General features: G+C 64.8%; 15 protein-coding genes and 1 other RNA gene. 3 read left to right on the forward strand and 13 right to left on the reverse strand.

The window, feature by feature from the left end; translation table 11 throughout:
• From mraY to mraZ, 7 genes are read right to left on the reverse strand one after another with little or no spacing between them, the layout of a single operon-like run.
• Positions 1-1,170, reverse strand: a complete 1,170-nt coding sequence (gene mraY, locus ACFPO9_RS21010) for a phospho-N-acetylmuramoyl-pentapeptide-transferase (RefSeq protein ID WP_379774439.1) — start codon at positions 1,168-1,170, stop codon at positions 1-3.
• Positions 1,171-2,541, reverse strand: coding sequence for a UDP-N-acetylmuramoyl-tripeptide--D-alanyl-D-alanine ligase (locus tag ACFPO9_RS21015; protein WP_379774442.1), 1,371 nt, complete (start codon positions 2,539-2,541; stop codon positions 1,171-1,173).
• On the reverse strand, positions 2,541-4,088 hold the full coding sequence (locus tag ACFPO9_RS21020; protein WP_379774445.1) for a UDP-N-acetylmuramoyl-L-alanyl-D-glutamate--2,6-diaminopimelate ligase: 1,548 nt from the start codon (positions 4,086-4,088) through the stop codon (positions 2,541-2,543). Before ACFPO9_RS21020 ends, ACFPO9_RS21015 begins: the two co-directional genes overlap by 1 nt.
• Positions 4,088-5,875, reverse strand: a complete 1,788-nt coding sequence (locus ACFPO9_RS21025) for a peptidoglycan D,D-transpeptidase FtsI family protein (protein ID WP_379774448.1) — start codon at positions 5,873-5,875, stop codon at positions 4,088-4,090. The genes ACFPO9_RS21020 and ACFPO9_RS21025 overlap by 1 nt, the downstream gene beginning before the upstream one ends.
• Positions 5,872-6,144, reverse strand: a complete 273-nt coding sequence (ftsL, locus tag ACFPO9_RS21030) for a cell division protein FtsL (protein WP_379774451.1) — start codon at positions 6,142-6,144, stop codon at positions 5,872-5,874. The genes ACFPO9_RS21025 and ftsL overlap by 4 nt, the downstream gene beginning before the upstream one ends.
• Positions 6,141-7,097, reverse strand: coding sequence for a 16S rRNA (cytosine(1402)-N(4))-methyltransferase RsmH (gene rsmH, locus ACFPO9_RS21035; RefSeq protein ID WP_379774454.1), 957 nt, complete (start codon positions 7,095-7,097; stop codon positions 6,141-6,143). The genes ftsL and rsmH overlap by 4 nt, the downstream gene beginning before the upstream one ends.
• 8 nt (positions 7,098-7,105) lie before the next feature.
• Positions 7,106-7,534 carry a division/cell wall cluster transcriptional repressor MraZ gene (gene mraZ, locus ACFPO9_RS21040; protein WP_230020397.1) on the reverse strand — a complete coding sequence of 143 codons (429 nt, stop codon included), beginning with the start codon at positions 7,532-7,534 and terminating at the stop codon, positions 7,106-7,108.
• A 480-nt stretch (positions 7,535-8,014) separates the two neighbouring features.
• Between mraZ and ACFPO9_RS21045 the strand changes: the two genes are divergently transcribed.
• Complete coding sequence (locus ACFPO9_RS21045) at positions 8,015-8,965, forward strand: AAA family ATPase (protein WP_379774459.1); 951 nt, start codon at positions 8,015-8,017, stop codon at positions 8,963-8,965.
• A gap of 8 nt (positions 8,966-8,973) precedes the next feature.
• Here the strand turns inward: ACFPO9_RS21045 and ACFPO9_RS21050 are convergent, their stop codons facing one another.
• Positions 8,974-9,366: a hypothetical protein gene (locus ACFPO9_RS21050; RefSeq protein ID WP_379774461.1), complete on the reverse strand. Its 393-nt coding sequence runs from the start codon at positions 9,364-9,366 to the stop codon at positions 8,974-8,976.
• Between the two features lie 120 nt (positions 9,367-9,486).
• On the opposite strand from ACFPO9_RS21050, the gene ACFPO9_RS21055 reads away from it, so the two are divergent.
• Positions 9,487-10,104: a YcxB family protein gene (locus tag ACFPO9_RS21055; RefSeq protein ID WP_379774464.1), complete on the forward strand. Its 618-nt coding sequence runs from the start codon at positions 9,487-9,489 to the stop codon at positions 10,102-10,104.
• Here the strand turns inward: ACFPO9_RS21055 and ACFPO9_RS21060 are convergent.
• The 3 genes from ACFPO9_RS21060 to ACFPO9_RS21070 are packed head-to-tail and all read right to left on the reverse strand — an operon-like array spanning position 10,060 to position 11,344.
• Positions 10,060-10,449 carry a hypothetical protein gene (locus ACFPO9_RS21060; RefSeq protein WP_379774467.1) on the reverse strand — a complete coding sequence of 130 codons (390 nt, stop codon included), beginning with the start codon at positions 10,447-10,449 and terminating at the stop codon, positions 10,060-10,062. The genes ACFPO9_RS21055 and ACFPO9_RS21060 overlap by 45 nt on opposite strands.
• Before the next feature lie 12 nt (positions 10,450-10,461).
• A complete protein-coding gene (locus ACFPO9_RS21065) occupies positions 10,462-10,875 on the reverse strand; it encodes a hypothetical protein (RefSeq protein ID WP_379774469.1) in 414 nt (137 codons plus the stop codon).
• A gap of 1 nt (position 10,876) precedes the next feature.
• Complete coding sequence (locus tag ACFPO9_RS21070; RefSeq protein ID WP_379775056.1) at positions 10,877-11,344, reverse strand: hypothetical protein; 468 nt, start codon at positions 11,342-11,344, stop codon at positions 10,877-10,879.
• Between the two features lie 123 nt (positions 11,345-11,467).
• Here ACFPO9_RS21070 and ACFPO9_RS21075 point away from each other — a divergent pair, with 123 nt between their 5' ends.
• Positions 11,468-12,007 carry a GNAT family N-acetyltransferase gene (locus tag ACFPO9_RS21075; protein WP_379774472.1) on the forward strand — a complete coding sequence of 180 codons (540 nt, stop codon included), beginning with the start codon at positions 11,468-11,470 and terminating at the stop codon, positions 12,005-12,007.
• Here the strand turns inward: ACFPO9_RS21075 and glpK are convergent.
• Both glpK and rnpB read right to left on the reverse strand, forming a co-directional pair.
• Complete coding sequence (gene glpK / locus ACFPO9_RS21080; RefSeq protein WP_379774474.1) at positions 11,999-13,483, reverse strand: glycerol kinase GlpK; 1,485 nt, start codon at positions 13,481-13,483, stop codon at positions 11,999-12,001. The two genes, ACFPO9_RS21075 and glpK, sit on opposite strands and share 9 nt — an antisense overlap.
• 18 nt (positions 13,484-13,501) lie before the next feature.
• Positions 13,502-13,846: RNase P RNA component class A (gene rnpB / locus ACFPO9_RS21085), an RNA gene on the reverse strand.
• Positions 13,847-13,958 lie beyond the last annotated feature (112 nt).

The raw sequence follows: 13,958 nt of genomic DNA on the forward strand, positions 1-13,958 counted from the left end.
TCAGCGCAGTTTGAGAGTAGAGATACCGATCAGGACCAGGATGATGGTCACGATCCAGAAGCGCACCACGACCTTGGTTTCCTTCCAGCCCTTCTGTTCGAAATGGTGGTGCAGCGGCGCCATCAGGAACACGCGGCGCCCGGCGCCGTAGCGCTTCTTGGTGTATTTGAACCAGCTCACCTGGATGATCACCGACAGGGTCTCGGCCACGAACACGCCGCCCATGATGAACAGCACGATCTCCTGGCGCACGATGACGGCGAGGGTGCCGAGCGCGCCGCCCAGCGCCAGCGCGCCGACGTCGCCCATGAACATCTGCGCCGGGTGCGCGTTATACCAGAGGAAGGCCAGGCCCGCGCCCGCCATCGCGCCGCAGAAGATCAGCAATTCGCCTGCGCCCTCGATGTGCGGGATGAACAGGTATTTCGAATAGGTCGCGTTACCGGTCAGGTAGGCGAACAGGCCCAGCGCGCCGCCCACCATCACGGTCGGCATGATGGCCAGGCCGTCCAGGCCGTCGGTGAAGTTGACGGCGTTCGAGGCGCCCACGATCACGCAATAGGTCAGCGCGATGAAACCCCACACGCCCAGCGGGTAGCTGACGGTCTTGAAGAAGGGGACGATCAGGTCGGCCTTGGGCGGCAGGTTCATCGAGAAGCCCGACTGCACCCAGGCGAAGAACAGCTGCCACACTTCCCATGGGGTCGCGGCCGAGACCGAAAACGCCAGGTAGAGCGAGGATGAGATGCCGATCAGCGACATCCAGAAGTATTTTTCGCCCGAGCGCATGCCTTCCGGGTCCTTGTAGACCACCTTGCGGTAATCGTCGACCCAGCCGATGGCGCCGAAGCCCAGCGTCACGACCAGCACCGGCCAGATCAGGCGGTTCGACAGGTTGCACCACAGCAGAGTCGAGATGCCGATCGCGATCAGCACCAGCACGCCGCCCATGGTCGGGGTGCCGTGCTTGGCCAGGTGGGTTTGCGGGCCGTAGGCGCGCACCGCCTGGCCGACCTTCATCGCGGTCAGTTTGCGGATCACCGCCGGGCCGCACAGCAGGCCGATGGCGATCGCGGTGATCGTCGCGGCCACCGCGCGGAAGGTGATGTAGTTAAAAATCCGCATCGGACCGACATAGTCCTGGAAATATTGTGCGAGCCAGAGAAGCATTTAGTGGGAATCCTTGCCAGTGTTTTGTGATTGAACGAGATGCTGGACCACGCGTTCCATCTTCATGAAGCGCGAGCCCTTCACCAACACAGTTGCGTCGGATTTGCTGCCCAGTTGCTTATCCAGTGCTGCCAATAAATCGTCGAACTGCTCGAAGTGTTGCGCGCCCGCGCCCGTCATGTGGCGCGCCAGGTCGCCGGTGACGAACACGGTCTCGATGCCGCGGCTTGCCGCATACGCACCGATTTCTTCATGAAACTCGGGTCCCTGCGTGCCGACTTCGCCCATGTCGCCCAGCACCAGGATGCGCGGTGCGGCCGACTGTGCGAGCACGTCGATGGCGGCGCGCACCGAATCCGGGTTGGCGTTGTAGGAGTCGTCGATCACGGTGGCGCCGTTCGCGGCCTGCTTGCGCTGCAGGCGGCCGCTGACGGGCGCGAAGGCTTCCAGGCCGCGCACGATGGCCTCGGCCGGGATGCCGGCGGCCAGCGCGCAGGCGCAGGCGGCCAGGGCGTTGCGGACGTTGTGTTCGCCGGCGGCGGCGAGCTCGATGCCGAACTGGCCCTGCGGTGCAGTGACCTGTAGCGCGCTGCCGAAGCTGTTCGGCGTGTAAGCCGCACGCACGTCACAGGCATCCGTCAACCCGAACGTCAGCACATCCTTGCCGGCAGCCAGCTCGCGCCACAGCGACGTATATTCATCATCCCCCGGGAACACCGCCACGCCATCCGCCGGCAAGGCCGCCAGCACCGAACCATTCTCGCGCGCCACCGCTTCCACGGTATGCATGAACTCCTGGTGCTCGCGCTGCGCATTGTTCACCAGCGCGACGGTCGGCGCCGCGATCGCGGCCAGGCGCGCGATTTCGCCCGGGTGGTTCATGCCCAGCTCGACCACCGCGGCCTTGTGCGCGGCGCTCAGGCGCATGACGGTCAGCGGCACGCCGATCTCGTTGTTCAGGTTGCCCTGGGTGGCCAGGCGCGCGTCCTCGCCCACATGCGCGGCGAGAATCGCGGCGATCATTTCCTTGACCGTGGTCTTGCCGTTGCTGCCGGTGACGCCGATCACGGGAATCGCGAACTGGCTGCGCCAGGCATGGCCGATGCGGCCCAGGGCCGCCAGCGTATCCGGCACCACCAGCGCCGGCAGCGGGAAGTTCTCCGGCAGTTTTTCGACCACCACGGCCGCCACATGCCTGGCCGCGACCTGGTCGAGGAAGTCGTGCGCATCGAAGGTGTCGCCGCGCAGCGCGACGAACAGCGCGCCGGCCGGGGCCGAGCGGCTGTCGGTCGACACGCCTTCGAAAGCGGCGTCACGCGTCATGCGGGCGCCGGCGATCGATGCGGTCAGCTGTTGAAGCGATCCTTGCATTAATTCGTCCTCATCATCGTCAGCCGCGCAGTCAAGGCCAGCGCGGCATGGTCGGCATCGGAAAACGGCATTTTCCGGCCCTTGATTTCCTGGTAGGGCTCGTGCCCCTTCCCGGCCAGCAGGATCACGTCCGGCTTGCCGGCGTGCTTCACCGCCGATAGGATGGCCGCGGCGCGGTCTTCGATCGCCTGGAAGCCCGACGTCGGGTGATGCGGGTCCATGCCCGCCACGATCTGTTCGATGATCGCGCGCGGCTCTTCGCTGCGCGGGTTATCGCTGGTGACCAGCACGTGCTCGGCCATCTGGGCGATGGCGCCCATCTGCGGACGCTTGCCCGGATCGCGGTCGCCGCCGCAGCCGAACACGCACCACAGCTGGCCGCCGCGCTCGTGCGCGACCTGGCGCAGCGCGCCCAGCGCCTTTTCCAGCGCGTCCGGGGTATGCGCGTAATCGATCACGATCAACGGTGCGTCGGCGCCGCCGATCTGCTGCATGCGGCCCGGGGCCGGGACCAGGCCTTCGATCGCGTCCAGCGCCGCGCGCAGCGGCGCGCCCTTGGCCAGCAGCACGCCCAGCACCGCCAGCGCATTGCTGACGTTGAAGTGGCCGACCAGGCGGGTACGCGCCAGCGCGCCGCCGGCCGGCGTATCGACGTGGAATTCGGTGCCTGCCGGGCGCGAACGGAGCTGGCTGGCGCGCAGGATGGCCACGCCTGCAGGTGCGGACTGCTCGTCTTCGCCGCGCACGGTGTAGCCGGTGACCGCCACTTCGGGACGCTGCGCGCGCAGGTGCGCGGCGATGCGGCCGCCCGCCGGGTCGTCGAGGTTCAGCACCGCATGCTTCAGGCCCGGCCACTCGAACAGTTTCAGCTTGGCCGCTTCGTAGCTGGCCATGTCGCCGTGGTAGTCCAGGTGGTCGCGGGTCAGGTTGGTGAACACGGCGACGTCGAAATGCATGCCGGCGGTGCGTTCCTCGACCAGGCCGATCGACGAGACTTCGATCGCCAGCGCGCCGGCGCCGTCGTCGCGCAGGCTGGCAAGGCGGGTCGCCAGCAGCACCGCGTCCGGCGTGGTGTAGCCGGTGGCGTCGAATTCGGGTTCGACGCGGGCGCGCACCAGGCCGACGCCGAGCGTGCCGATGACGCCCACGCCCGCGTCCACGCTGGCCAGGCGGGCCAGCGCCTGCGCGGTCCACAGCGCGATCGAGGTCTTGCCGTTGGTGCCGGTCACGCCGACCGTGAACATGCCGGCGTCCGGCTGGCCGTACCAGGCGTGGGCGATGGCGCCGGCGTTCTTTTTCAACCCAGGCACCGCGAGGTGCGGCACGTCCATCGACTCGGGCCAGGCGAAATCGCGCGCTTCATACACCACCGCTGCGGCGCCCTTCTCGACTGCCGAAGCGATGTGCTTGCGGCCATCGGCAGCGCCCTCGCCCGGATAGGCGAAGAACACGTCGCCGCGGCCTGCACGGCGCGAATCGGAAACGAGACGGCCGCCTGGTGCGGCGGTCCGGATCCATGCGCAGATGTCGTTCAAATCCAGCGCCATCAGTTGCTCTCCTCGAGTGGGTGTTCGGGGATGATGATGTCTGTGACCGTTGAATCCGGCGGCACGTTCGCCGCCCGCAATGCATTCGCCGCCAGCGTTGCGAAGGTCGGCGCCGCCACCGCGCCGCCGGTGTGCAGAGGGCCGCTCGCATCGTCGATCATCACCGCGATGATGAAGCGCGGGTTCGACATCGGCGCGATGCCGACGAAGTTGCCGACGTAGTGGGTCTGCGAGTAGCGGCCGTCGATGACTTTCTGCGCGGTGCCGGTCTTGCCGCCCACGCGGTAACCGGCCACCTGGGCCTGCGAGGCCGTGCCTTCCGGGCCCACCACGGATTCGAGCATGACGCGCATCTGTCCCGCGGTCCTGGGCGAAATGATCTGCTGGCCGACCGGCTTCTCGGTGATCTTCTGGAAGGACAGCGGGATCATGTCGCCGTCGCGCGCAAAGATCATGTAGGCGCGCGCCAGCTGCAGCAGCGACATCGAGAGGCCCTGGCCGAAGGACATGTTGGCCTGCTCCACCGGGCGCCAGGATTTATACGGACGCACGCGGCCGGCCACCGCGCCCGGGAAGCCGAAGCGCGGCGCCTGGCCCAGGCCGACCTTGGTGAACATCTCCCACATCTCCTGGGCCGACATCATCTGCGAGATCTTCGAGGTGCCGATGTTGGACGACTTCTGGATGATGGTGCCGATGTCGATCACGCCGTGCGGGTGGGTGTCGCGGATCACCTTGCCGGTCACCATGAAGCGGCCGTTGCCGGTGTCGATCAGGGTACTCGGCTTGATCAGGCCCTTGTCCAGCGCCAGCGCCACGGTGAAGGGCTTGAAGGTCGAACCCGGCTCGAAGGTGTCGGTGATGACGCGGTTGCGCAGCTGTTCGCCGGTCAGGTGGGCGCGGTTGTTCGGGTCGTAGGTCGGCCAGTTGGTCAGCGCCAGCACCTCGCCGGTGTGGACGTCCAGCACCACCGCGGCGCCGGCCTTGGCGTGGAATTTCTCGACCGCGTTCTTGATGCTGTTGAAGGCGATGTACTGCAGCTTGCTGTCCACCGACAGCGTCAGGTCCTTGCCGTCGTGCGGCTCGCGCGACATGCCGACGTCCTCGACGATCCGGCCCAGGCGGTCCTTGATCACGCGGCGGCTGCCCGGCTGGCCGGCCAGGGCCTTCTGCTGCGCCAGTTCCATCGCTTCCTGGCCGACGTCCTCGACGTTGGTGAAGCCGACCATGTGCGCCATCACCTCGCCCTGCGGGTAGAAGCGCTTGTATTCCTTGCGGGTGTCGATGCCGTCGATGCCGAGCTTCTCGATCTTCGCGACCACGTCCATCTCGACCTGGCGCTTCAGGTAGACGTAGCTGCGGTCCGACTTCAGTTTCTTCAGCAGATCGGCTTCCGGCATCTCGAGCAGGGTGGCCAGCTCGTGCACGGTTTCCGACGCCGCCGGATTGGCCTTGTAATCGTCGGTGAAGATCGAGACCGACTTCACCGGCAGCGAGGAGCCGAGCACCATGCCGTTGCGGTCGAAGATCTTGCCGCGCGTGGCGGGCAGCTCCTGGGTGCGCATGTAGCGGTTGGCGCCCTGCTCCTGCAGGAATTTGTTGTCCGCGACCTGGACCCACACCGCGCGGCCGCCCAGCAGCGCGAAGGCGGCAAACAGGACGAACAGCACGACGCGCGAACGCCAGTCCGGCAGGCGCACGGCCAGCACGGGGCTCTTCGAGAAGGCCACGCCCTTGGAAGCGGCGACGCGGGAATTGGAGCGGGACGAGCTGGCGGACGACCTCATTTGCTGCCTTCCGTCAGATACTGGGTGCGCGCCGGACTGAGGGGCGCCATGTTCAGGTTGACGCGCGCGATCTGCTCGATGCGTTCGTTCTTGCCGAGCGTGGACTGGTCGAGCTGGAGCTGGGCCCAGTCGACGTCGAGCTGGCGCTGCTGGGTCGCCAGTTTTTCGATGTCGTTGACGAGGTGGTTGCGCTGGTAGCGGGCGTTGACGACCGACAGCGCGCAGCCGACCAGCAGGCCGGCCAGCACCACATTGATCTTGCCGGTCATGCCCGGCCTCCCAGACGCTCGGCCACGCGCAGCACCGCCGAGCGGGCGCGCGGATTGGCCTCGACCTCGGGGCCGGACGGCTTGGTCTTGCTGATCAACTTCATCAAGGGCTGAGGCAGATCGACGGCGCGGATCGGCAGCCGGCGGTCCGGTTGCTCGACCTTGGCCTTCGACGCCAGGAACTGCTTGACCATGCGGTCTTCCAGCGAATGGAAGCTGATGACCGACATGCGCGCGGCGGGCGCGAGCAGCGCGTAGGCCGCGCTCAGACCTGCTTCAAGGTCCTCAAGCTCTTTATTGATGAAAATCCGGACAGCTTGAAAGGTGCGGGTTGCCGGATCCTTGCCTTTCTCCCGGGTTTTGACCGCGTTTGCCACGATTGCGGCAAGCTGTCGTGTGCTTGAAATTGGCTCGACTGACCGGCGAGCAGCAATCGCCTTTGCAATCTGAAAAGCAAACCGTTCTTCCCCATAATCCCGAATCACCTTTTCCAGTTGTTGTTCCGGCACCGTCGCCAGCCACTCGGCGGCGGAAATGCCCCGTGTCGTGTCCATCCGCATGTCCAGAGGACCGTCATTGCGGAAGCTGAAACCGCGGCTGGCGTCGTCCACCTGGGGCGACGAAATGCCGAGATCCAGCAGAATCCCGTCGACCTGCGTGACGCCGCGCTCGGCCAGCGCCTCGACCATCGTCGCAAAGCTGTCGTGCACGATCGAAAAACGCGGATCGCCGATCTGCTCGGCGGTGGCGATCGCCTGGGGATCCTTGTCGAAAGCGATCAGGCGGCCGTCCGGCGCCAGTTTCGACAGGATCAGCCGGCTATGACCGCCGCGGCCGAAGGTGCCATCTATATAAGTACCGGATGCGCGCGCACCGTCGAGAGCGAGCGCATCGACTGCTTCATCCAGCAGCACCGTACGATGCTGCAATTCAGGCACCGGAATAGCGTTCATGCAGTGCCTTAGAAGGAGAAATTGGAAAGGACATCGGGCATGCCGCCGGCGACGGCCAGGGCCTCGTCCGCGGCCAGTTTCACGGCGTCCCAGATCTCGAAATGGGTGCCCATCCCGAGCATCATCACTTCCTTCTCCAAACCAACCGCATTGCGCAATTCAGGCGAAATCAGCACCCGGCCCGATCCGTCCAACTCGACATCGCAGGCGTTACCCAGGAAAATGCGTTGCCACGACCGGGCCGACATCGGCCAGGCGGCGATCTGTTCGCGGTGCTCTTCCCACACCGGGCGCGGGAAGAACAACAGGCAACCCTGCGGATGTTTCGTGAGCGTCATACGGCCTTCGCACTGCTGCAACAAGGCGTCACGGTGCTTGGACGGTATTGACATCCGTCCTTTTGCATCGAGATTGATCGCAGACGCGCCCTGAAACACGTATTTACCTAGTTTTGGAGAATTATCAGTTTGTTAGTTTTAGGCGCCGGGGAGATCGCATTTGCCACTTCACTTCTCCCACAAAACTGCACTTTTTGCCACCGTTTCCCACTTTAGAGGAAGCGTTGTTCTTGGTCAAGCGAATTCACCTTTTGAAAACCGCGAAATTGCTAATGAAACCAATGACTTAGCGCACTTCGCTGAAGCTACCTCAAGTAAAAATGTTGAGCAAAATTAGGGACTTAGCTTAGAGAGTGCATGTGTCAGCTCATGTATACACATGGGTTTCACCTTTGATCAGCCGCAACTTTTTACTGGTGGTAGGCGCGTTCGCGCCATGCAGCATGGATGCGACGCCTCGGTGGAATTGCAGATTCATGCGCGGCGAGTTAGGATGAATTCGAGCGATCACCCAGCAGCACGACAGGTGTGAGTGAGCATGTACTAACTCTCAGGCGCAGCCTGCGCAGGAGGAACGCCGTGAGCATCGCATTAGCCCGGACCCGCGCCGTTTACGACCTCCACGAGGTGCAGGGCGCGCTCGACCGCAGCCGCGGACGCTCGCCCGAGCTCGACACGTTCTACGAACGCATGCTCGAGACCGGCGCCGAACGTTTCGTCACCACCCCCTCTTCCATCGACGCCCTCGAACCGCTGTTCGGGGAATGCCCCAACTTCGACGAAGTGCTGGACGACCTGGCGCGCTACCTGCGCCTGGCCCATGCCGGCGACAAGGGGTTCAATGTCATGCCCATCCTTTTATTGGGCGGCCCAGGCGTCGGCAAGACCCACTTCGCCAAGCGCCTGGCCAGGGTCATGCAAACCGACTGCGAACTGATCAGCATGAACGCCCTCTCGGCCGGCTTCGTCATCACCGGCAGCTCGGCCAGCTGGCGCGGCGCCAAGTGCGGCAAGGTGGCCGAGCGCCTGGTGCGCGGGCAGTTCGCGAATCCGGTGATCGTGCTCGACGAGGTCGAGAAAGCGACCGGGTCTTCGCAATCGGATCCGCTGGCGGCGCTGTATCAATTGCTGGAGCCGGAGACCGCGTCTGCTTTCCGCGACGAGTTCATCGACGTGGACATCGATGCGTCGCAGATCTTCTGGGTGCTGACAGCGAACTCGACCGAGGGGATTCCGCATCCCCTCCTGAACCGGATGGCGGTGTACGAGGTGCCGGCGCCGACGCCCGAGCAGGCCGCCGGGATTGCGCAACGCATGTATGCCGGACTGTTGAAGGAGCTGAACCTGGCGGCTTTCGATCCGCGATTGGGGGATGTGGTGCTCGACAAGCTGGCGGGGGTATCGCCCCGGGATTTGCGCAAGACCTTACTGGATGGTCTTGGTTACGCGGTGGCGGCTGGACGGGAGCATGTGATTGCCGGGGATATTCGGGTCAAGCAAACGCCCGGGAAAGGGCGGATCGGGTTTTAAAGCTTCGATTACTTGATGAGGGAAGCGCTTATATTGATGTGATATGGCGTTTCCATGAGTTCGACGACTTCCGGAACTGGATAAGCATTTGCACAGCAGTCTATTTCGACATATTCCAGGCTGCCGGAATCCCCTGCAAACAGGATGATTTCGATGGATTTATCTTCGTTCGCCATTCGAAAATCCGCCTCGAATACAGCGCCATATCCTCCAGGGTCTGCAATTGGAGACGGGCTGGCATCGGTTCTGGTCCGAACCCTGAAGCTATTGCATCCACATTCGCAAAATTCGACCAGCTCGGCCGCTTCGAATTGTGCTCGAAGCGCCTGCGGCGCGGGGAAATCACAGCAAGAAAGAATGAACTCTTTCCAATAGAGCGCTCGTTGGAGATTGTTTTTCATATTTGATTACACTCTTGCAATTATAAAAATACGCTCCATTTGCCGGACATTGCTCATCAACGCGGAGTCACCATGTTCGGAACCGGCCATCCCCAGCCCCCACACCGCAAGGAGGTGGCCATGCAGATCGTCCAGCACGAGCAAAAAGCCTTTGCCGGCACCGAACTGACCATCGAGTCGCCGCCATCCGGCGACGTCGCAGCGCCACCGGAAACGCCGCCGATCCGCTTCAGCGTCTCCTACACGCTGGCCGAATACATGAGCATCCTGCGCGCGCACCTCGGCTTCATCCTGCGTCACACGCCGAAAGCGAAGCGGCTGCGCCAGACCTGGATACCGCTGGAATTCGGCGTGTTCGCCGCGCTGGTCGCATGGATGCTGGCCCCGGGCTGGGCCAGGAATGCCTTCTCCGCCCTCAGTGCGCTGTCCTTCCTGTCGCTGCCGTTCACGCTCGACCTGTGGGTAGCGCTGATCGCGCCGCCGGTCTTCTTCCTGAAAAAGCGCCGTATGCCGGTCTGCGAGTTCCGCATCGACGGTCAAGGCATCACGCGCACGAGCCGGCTCGGCCGCTTCGAGCGGACCTGGAAGGATGTGAAGATGGTGCGCCGCTACGAGCGCGGCTATCTGCTGATGTTCGCCAGGGGCGGGATTCCGATTCCCTTCCGCTGCCTGGACCAGCGCCAGCAGGAGCGGCTACGCATATATATCACCGGCCGCGAACTCGCCGGCGCGGCCTGAAGATGCCTGGCTGTCCGGCTTCGGCCAGCAAACGATGTTGAAGTCGGCGCCCGCACCTTCGACCAGCTCGACGATCTCCCTGCCATCCCTACCAGATACAAGGTAGCTGAAGTCTTCACAACCGGCGCTGCCACTGTACCTGGATGACATCCCGAGCAACAGCGTGCTGCCGGCCGGCCCGATCGATCGTTCGACCTCTTCAGAAGGCAGGACTGCTCTTGCCGCGATTTTTTGTCCGTCCGGGATCAAGAACGTCAGCAGCGTACCGAGCGAACCTAGCAAGACTGCGGCGATGCAAAGGTAGGCCAGCGCTTTAGGATTGAACAGCCACGAAAGCGGATTCACCTGACGAATGGATTACTTTGCCGCGACCGGCGCATTCTGCCCCGGCTGCTTCGGCACATGCACCCAGCGCCCATTGACCTGGCGGAAGTCGAGCGTATCGAAGTAGTGGGCGATGCCGCCGTATTCCATCTTGACCTGGGCGGTGTCGCCGTGCAAAAGGGCGCCGGCGAAGCGGCTGTGCGGCTCGCCCTTCGCGCTGACGCAGCCGGCGGCAAAGGCGCCGCCGCGGTCGGCGACGTCGGGGCCGATGACGATACGGATGTCGGCCGGGAGCTCGGCCAGCGAGCCGATTTCGCCCGGCTGCAGCGGCGCGGCCTGCCCGGCGGCAGCGGCTGGAACACCGGCGCTGCCGGCAATCACGAAGATGAGAGGCATGATCAGGTTCCGGTGGCGCATCGCAGTTCCCTGGAAGGTCTTGCGGAACATATTAACCCTTCTCTTCGAGTTTGACATCCTCGCTTTTCGCCTCTTCCATCGCCTCCGGTTCCAATAGCTCGGCTTCCTTGTTGAAGCGGATGAACAGCCCCCAACCCGCCAGCAGGAAGCCGGCCGCGACCAGCACGGAGGCCGCGTGCGGCAGCAGTTCCGGCTCTTCGTGCAGGGCCTTGAAGGTGCCGACCAGGCCCTCGATCGACAGCGCCACCACCACCACGACCATGAAGCGCGACAGGTAGCGGCGCACCCGCGTCGGCGCGCTGATGTGGGCGTCGCGAATGACTTCCTCTTCGGCGATGGTCTGCGAGATCTGCAGCGAGACCACGGCGATGGCCAGCAGGCCGATCGCCTCGATCGCGCTTTCCGCGCCTTCGCTCGGCGCCACGCCGACCGCTTTCCAGCCCGTCATCGCGGCCATCACCATCAGCAGGAAGGAGATGGCGATGAACAGCAGGGCCATGACGGCGTGGACGGTAGAGAAGAAGGCTTTCAAGGGGGCTCCGCTGGATTGGTCTGTGCCGATTGTGCCCTATCCGCCCGCAGCGGCACGCACGGCTCGGCTGCCCCAACATATAATCGCCGCATGACCCAACTGACTCCCGGCCGCTTACTGCTTCGTCCCTTCACCGCGGCGGACGCGCCCGCGTTCGCGCAAGCGGTACGCGAATCGATGGCCAGCCTCGGACCGTGGATGAACTGGGGCCATGGCGCTTATGCCGAGGACGAAGCCCTGTCCTGGTTCGCCTGGTGCGATGCGGCCCGCGCCAACGGCAGCGCCCACGAATTCGGCATCTTCCTCGATGACGGCGAGACCCTCGCCGGCGGCGCGGGGCTGAACCAGTTCAATACCATGAACGGCTTCTGCAACCTGGGCTACTGGGTGCGCGCCTCGCAGCAGCGCCAGGGCGCGGCGGTGGCCGCCGTCGACCTGCTGGCGCGGCTCGCCTTCGATACGCTGAAGCTGTCGCGGGTGGAGATCGTCATCGCCGACGGCAACCAGCCCAGCATCGCGGTGGCGCGCAAGGCCGGCGCAGTGCACGAGTGCCTGGCCCGCAAGCGCCTGCAGCTGCGCGGCAGGGCGGTCGACGCCCACGTGTTCTCGCTGGTATCGACCCTAGATTAGGGCCCAGCCCTTCGCATGCGCCACCGCCTTGGCCCAGCGCGCCATCAGCTCCTCGCGGCGCGCCGCTTGCATCGCCGGCTCGAAGCGGCGCTCGGCCTGCCATTGCGCCGCAATCTCATCGACTGAAGTCCAGAAGCCGACCGCCAACCCGGCCAGGTAGGCCGTGCCCAGCGCGGTCGTCTCCGTCACCCGCGGACGGATCACCGGCACGCCCAGCAGGTCGGCCTGGAACTGCATCAGCATGTCGTTGCGCGCCGCGCCGCCATCCGCGCGCACCTCGTGCACGGCGCAGGCGGCGTCCTTCTGCATCGCGGCCAGCAGTTCGGCGCTCTGGTAGGCGATGCTCTCCACCGCGGCGCGCGCGATGTGGGCGCTGGTCGTCCCGCGCGTCATGCCGACGATGGTCCCGCGCGCATAGGCGTCCCAGTGCGGCGCGCCGAGGCCGACGAAGGCCGGCACCAGCATTACGCCGCCGCTGTCCGGCACCGACAAGGCCAGCGCCTCGACGTCCGACGACTGCTTGATGATGCCGAGGCCATCGCGCAGCCACTGCACGGTGGCGCCGCCCATGAAGACGCTGCCTTCCAATAAATAGTCGGTGCTACCGCCGATGGTCCAGCCGACCGTGGACAGCAGGCGATTGTGCGACCTGGGGGGCGCATCGCCCGCATGCATCAGCATGAAACAGCCGGTGCCATAGGTGTTCTTGACCATGCCGCGGCGGTGGCAGGCCTGGCCGAAGGTCGCGGCCTGCTGGTCGCCGGCGATGCCCGCCAGCGGGATCGCGCGGCCGAACCACGCTTCATTCGTGACGCCGACCTGCCCGCTGCTGGCGACGACTTCCGGCAGCATCGAGGCCGGCACGCCGAACAGCGCCAGCAGCTCTTCGTCCCAGCGCAGGCTGTTGATATTGAAGAGCATGGTGCGAGAAGCGTTGCCGACGTCCGTGACGTGGCGGCCCGTCAGTTGATAGGCGAGCCAGCTGTCGACGGTGCCGAAGGCGAGTTCGCCCCGCTCCGCGCGGGTGCGCGCGCCGGGCACGTGGGTAAGCAGCCATTGCAGCTTGGTGGCGGAAAAATAGGCGTCGAGTTCGAGCCCGGTCTTGCGCTGGATGAGGGGCGCGTGGCCGGCGGCGCGCAGGGCGTCGCAACGTTCCGCCGTGCGCCGGTCCTGCCAGACGATGGCGTGGCACAGCGGCTCGCCCGTCTTGCGGTCCCAGACCACCGTGGTTTCGCGCTGGTTGGCGATGCCGATCGCGGCCACCCGCGCGGTGTCGATGCCGCTCTGCGCCAGCACCTCGCGCGCGCAGGCGAGCTGGCTGTGCCAGATGTCGAGCGGGTCGTGCTCGACCCAGCCGGGCTGCGGGAAATGCTGGGGATATTCGTGCTGGGCGCTGGCGGCCACCTGGCCCTGGCGGTCGAACAGGATGGCGCGCGAGCTGGTGGTGCCCTGGTCGAGGGCGAGGATGTAGTCCATCGACATGACCGAAATAATGTGTAAAGCAGGCCGATAGGCCGGATTCTGTGTAGTGGTTTCCCTTGCGGGACGCCCCTATGACAGCCATTCCTCTAGGCGCCGAATTACTCCGGCGCTCAAGCTTCCTACCCGCACGCTCCGCGAGCAACATCAACGCGTGCCTATTTGGAATTGCTCCAGGTGGAGGTTACCGCGTTTCACCGTAACTTAATACGCTCGTCTCTGTGGCCCTATTCCTCGCCTTATACCGGCTTGCGCCGGCTTTCGGCGGACGGCCGTTAACCGTCACCCCGCTCTGTGGAGTCCGGACCTTCCTCCCGCCAGCACCTTGCGGTACCGGCCAGCGGCTGTCTGGCCTGCTTCACGGCCCGAATTGTACCCGATGCGCGTCACTGCCGGCTGTAATCGCCGCGTTTTCTGTAAGTTTGTGTCGCCATTTCAAAAGCCACCTGCCCCAAGCTTGCCTAGAATGTCC

Source organism: Massilia aerilata (assembly GCF_042656905.1).
Taxonomy (GTDB): domain Bacteria; phylum Pseudomonadota; class Gammaproteobacteria; order Burkholderiales; family Burkholderiaceae_D; genus Telluria; species Telluria aerilata.